The 3687-nt window shown below is 71.5% G+C and carries 3 protein-coding genes; 2 read left to right on the plus strand and 1 reads right to left on the minus strand.

Going from position 1 to position 3687, the window contains the following annotated elements:
• Nucleotides 1-372: AAA family ATPase (locus ACFXKZ_RS52290; RefSeq protein ID WP_380015619.1), on the plus strand; the 372-nt coding region annotated here is incomplete at its 5' end.
• A 978-nt stretch (nucleotides 373-1350) separates the two neighbouring features.
• On the opposite strand, the gene ACFXKZ_RS52295 is transcribed toward ACFXKZ_RS52290, so the two are convergent.
• Nucleotides 1351-3465: a tetratricopeptide repeat protein gene (locus tag ACFXKZ_RS52295; RefSeq protein ID WP_380015622.1), complete on the minus strand. Its 2115-nt coding sequence runs from the start codon at nucleotides 3463-3465 to the stop codon at nucleotides 1351-1353.
• 27 nt (nucleotides 3466-3492) lie between these two features.
• On the opposite strand from ACFXKZ_RS52295, the gene ACFXKZ_RS52300 reads away from it, so the two are divergent.
• Nucleotides 3493-3687, plus strand: a 195-nt coding sequence (locus tag ACFXKZ_RS52300; RefSeq protein ID WP_380015625.1) for a hypothetical protein, incomplete at its 3' end; no start/stop codon positions are given.

The raw sequence follows: 3687 nt of genomic DNA on the forward strand, positions 1-3687 counted from the left end.
ACCCTCCTGGCGCGGGAGTGGTGGGGCGGGGTGGCCCTGTCCCCGGGACAGTGGCAGCGCATCGCCGTGGCGCGCGCGATCCATCGCGACGCAGGCCTGTTGGTCATGGACGAGCCGACCTCCGACCTGGACCCGCGGGCCGAACACCGGATCTTCACCGGCCTGCGCGACCTGGCCGGCGACCGCGCGGTCGTGCTCGTCACGCACAACCTGGCCAACACCTCCGTCGCCGATCGCGTGGTCGTCATGGAGAAGGGCCGTGTGGTGCAGAACGGAACCTTCCACGAACTGATCGGCCGGCCAGGCTTGATGCAGGACCTGTGGCGCCTCCAGCAGGATCGGGACGCCTACCGGCAGCGAGAGCAGCCATGACCGAGATGCAGGGGCGAACCGGTGACTCAGCGGGCTGAACGAACCTTGCTCGGCCCGTCTTCGTACACTCCGCCCACCCGCTCAAGACCCCGGTTGTCGCCAGGGATTGTCGCGGAATGGACAGGAGGTTTCGGCCGGGTCCGCGTAACCCGTCGGTCCGGCACATCCCCCCTTGCCGGTGACGGCCCCGTGATCCCCCGGGAGCGCGGGCCCTCGGCCTGGCCGGGCCGCCCCGACGACACGGCGAATCCGTGCGGCGCCCACGGGCGGGTTCGTCGCAGCCCGAGCGCGCGACGCCACCACCGAGATGTGCGAACGCTGCGGGCCTTCGCGTTTGTCATCCCGCGCGGGTAACGCGCCTGCGGATACGGGAAGGTGCGGGCGGAGCGGGCATCCACGCGGGGACGACTCCGGACAGCGATACGGCACCGATGAGCGAGCTCGTGCCCGCTTCGGGCGTCACCCGCTCTGCCGAGGCTCATCCGTGTGGTTGACCCTTTCGCGCGATCCCGGAGTCCGGACGACATCAGTCCGCCACTGTCGGTACGGACATCTACGCTCCGCGTGATGACATCGAACCCGTACCTCCCCGCGTCGCGGTCCGAGCCATCCAAGCCGGCCACCTCTACAGCGAGTTCGGCTGAACCTGACATCGAGCACGCACCCCGTCCATCCGCGCCGACTTGGACCCGGCGGACGTGGAGCCGTAGGTCGCGTGGTCACCACCGTCTCCCACGGACCGAAGGGCCGCCCTGCCGGGCCGCTGAGGCGATCGGCGCCCTCTCGGGTGGGGCGATCGTTGCCCGGCCATGGCAGTGGACGTTACGGATGATCGTCCCCACCGGCGGCACCAGTTGCCAACGGATCTGTTCGCGGATGTATCGGGGAAGCTGGTCGATGCCCGGCGAACGCAGGCAGCGAAGGAGCGTCCCGGCGAACCGCGCGGATGAAGCCCGCGGCGATGCGGCTGCGCCCCTGTTATGTAGACAGCGCCCTTTCCAGGCTCACCCGCACTGTGGCAATCAACGGATGACCGGGACTGAGCGCCCGCTCGGAGTCGGCGAGGGCGCGTTCGTACAGCGGGATCGCCTGTCCGAGATCCCCCGCCGACTCGTGCGCGCTGGCGAGGTTGTAGCGGGACATCAGTGTGTCGGGGTGGTCGGAGGTGAGCACCCGCTCGCGCTCCGCCAAGGTGTGTTCGTGCAGTGGGATCGCCCGCCGCAGGTTCCCCGCCACCTGGTACGCGAACGCGAGGTTGTGGCGGAAGGTCAGCGTGTTGGGGTGGTGGGCGCCCAACACCTCCTCGGCGTCGGCGACGTTCTTTTTGTACAGTTTTATCGCCCGCCCCGGGTTCCCCGCCGACCGGTACGCACCCGCGAGGTTGTTGCGGTACATCACCGTGTCGGGGTGGTGGGCGCCCAACACCTCCTCGGCGTCGGCGACGTTCTTTTCGTGCAGCGGGATCGCCCGCTCCGGGTCTCCATCCAACTGGTAGGAGAGCGCTAGGTTGTTACGGCAGGTCAGCGTGTTGGGATGATCGGCGCCCAACACCCGCTCGGTATCGGCGATGTTCTTTTCGTGCAGCGGGATCGCCTGCCGCAGGTCCCCTGTCAACGCGTACGCGTCCGCGAGGTTGTTGCGGGAAAGCAGGGTGCGGGGATGGTCGGCGCCCGACACCCGCTCGCTGGTGGTCAGGGCGCGCCGGAGGGCGTGGATGGCGGGGGCAGGTGCGCCTTGTCCCAGTCGGTAGTACGCGGCGCGGTCGAGGACGTAGGCGGTGTAGTCGGTGTCGTGGTCGGGGGTGTGTCGGCGGGTGAGGGCGTCGGTGTGCGGGAGGAGGGCTCGGCAGGTGGGCCAGGTCGAGGGGTGGTCGACGTCGGTGGGGAAGGCGGCGGCGAGGAGTTCGGCGGCGTGGTCGCGGGCGTGGGCGATGTCGTCGGGTCGGCGGTGGGGGTCGTCGGGGTCGGGGGTGCGGGAGTGGGTTTGGACGAGGCGGTGGACGGTCAGAGTGCCGTCTTGGTTGTCGGTGATCATGCTGTAGGCGACGAGTCGGCCGATCGCGGCGGCGAGTTCGGGGGGTGCGGCGAGGGGGGCGAGGAGGTCGCGGGGGATGTGGTCGGGGGCGTACCAGGCCAGAATCCGCAGCAGTTCCCCGGTGAGGGGGATGTCGACCAGGCGATTCAGCGTCAGGCGCCAGATCCGGGCGACGGTCCGTTGGGAGTCGCCGTTCGCGGTGGTGGCGGCGAACATCGCGGCGGGCCATCGGTCGAGCATGTCGAGGTAGGCGCGCGGTGCGGTGCCGGTCTCCGCGCAGTACGCGGCGGCCTGTTCCACCGCCAGCGCCAGGTGCCCGAGTTCCGCGCACACCGCGGCGGCCCCGTCGACCTCGCGCGGCCCTTGGTGGGTGAGGATCCGGGTGAACAGGTCGAGGGCATCGGCCGATTCCAGAACGCCCAGTCGGATGGTGGTGGCGTGGCGGTGCCAGCCGGTCGCGCGACGGGTGGTGATCAGGACCCGGCCCCGGCCCGCGACCCGGTCGAGCAGCGGGTCGATGTGGGCGGGGTCCTCGACGTTGTCCAGGACGAGCAGCCAGTCGTCGTGCCCGGCGAGCCACGCGAAGGCGCGCTGAGTCTGCAACTCGGCGGGCAGCCCGACCAGCCCGGGATGCAGGGCCCGCGCGAGCGCGCTCAATCCCGCGTCGACCTTCGTCGGATCCTCGGCGGTGATCCACCACCGCACCTGCTCGCCCCGGTGCGCGGCCCAGTGTGCGGCGAGCGCGGACTTGCCGACCCCGCCCAGCCCGTGCACCGCGTGCACGACAACCTCACCGGCTCGGGCGAACGCCGCCTCCAGCGCGCCCAGTTCGCCGGCGCGGCCCACGAACGGCACGACGCGGCGAATGTTCGACACCCCCGCACGGGCGGCGTCGTCGGGGATCGGCGCGTACGCCTCCGCCGGCAGCGCGAACTCGGCGCGGATCGCCACCGGGTTGACCAGGTCGCGCCCCGCCGCGTTGGACCCCGCCGTCGCCGAGACACCCGGCGCCGCAGTGGGAGCGTCGGCGGCCCGCCCGCGGCGGCGCCACCGTGTCACGGGCCGCGGTGCGCGCTCGGATCGTCCATGTCCCCGCCCGCCGCGTTCGACCCGCCCGACGCGGACACACCCGGCCCCGGAATCGCAGGCGATCGCGAACCGGGGGCGGTGTCACGGGCCGAGGGGCTGCGCATGTTCCCGCCCGCCGCGTTCGACCCGCCGTCCGCGTGGACCGTCGTCGACCCGGAGCGCAGCAACACCGCCACCGACACCCATGTCGAC

The sequence above is a fragment of the Embleya sp. NPDC059237 genome (assembly GCF_042754105.1).
Taxonomy (GTDB): domain Bacteria; phylum Actinomycetota; class Actinomycetes; order Streptomycetales; family Streptomycetaceae; genus Embleya.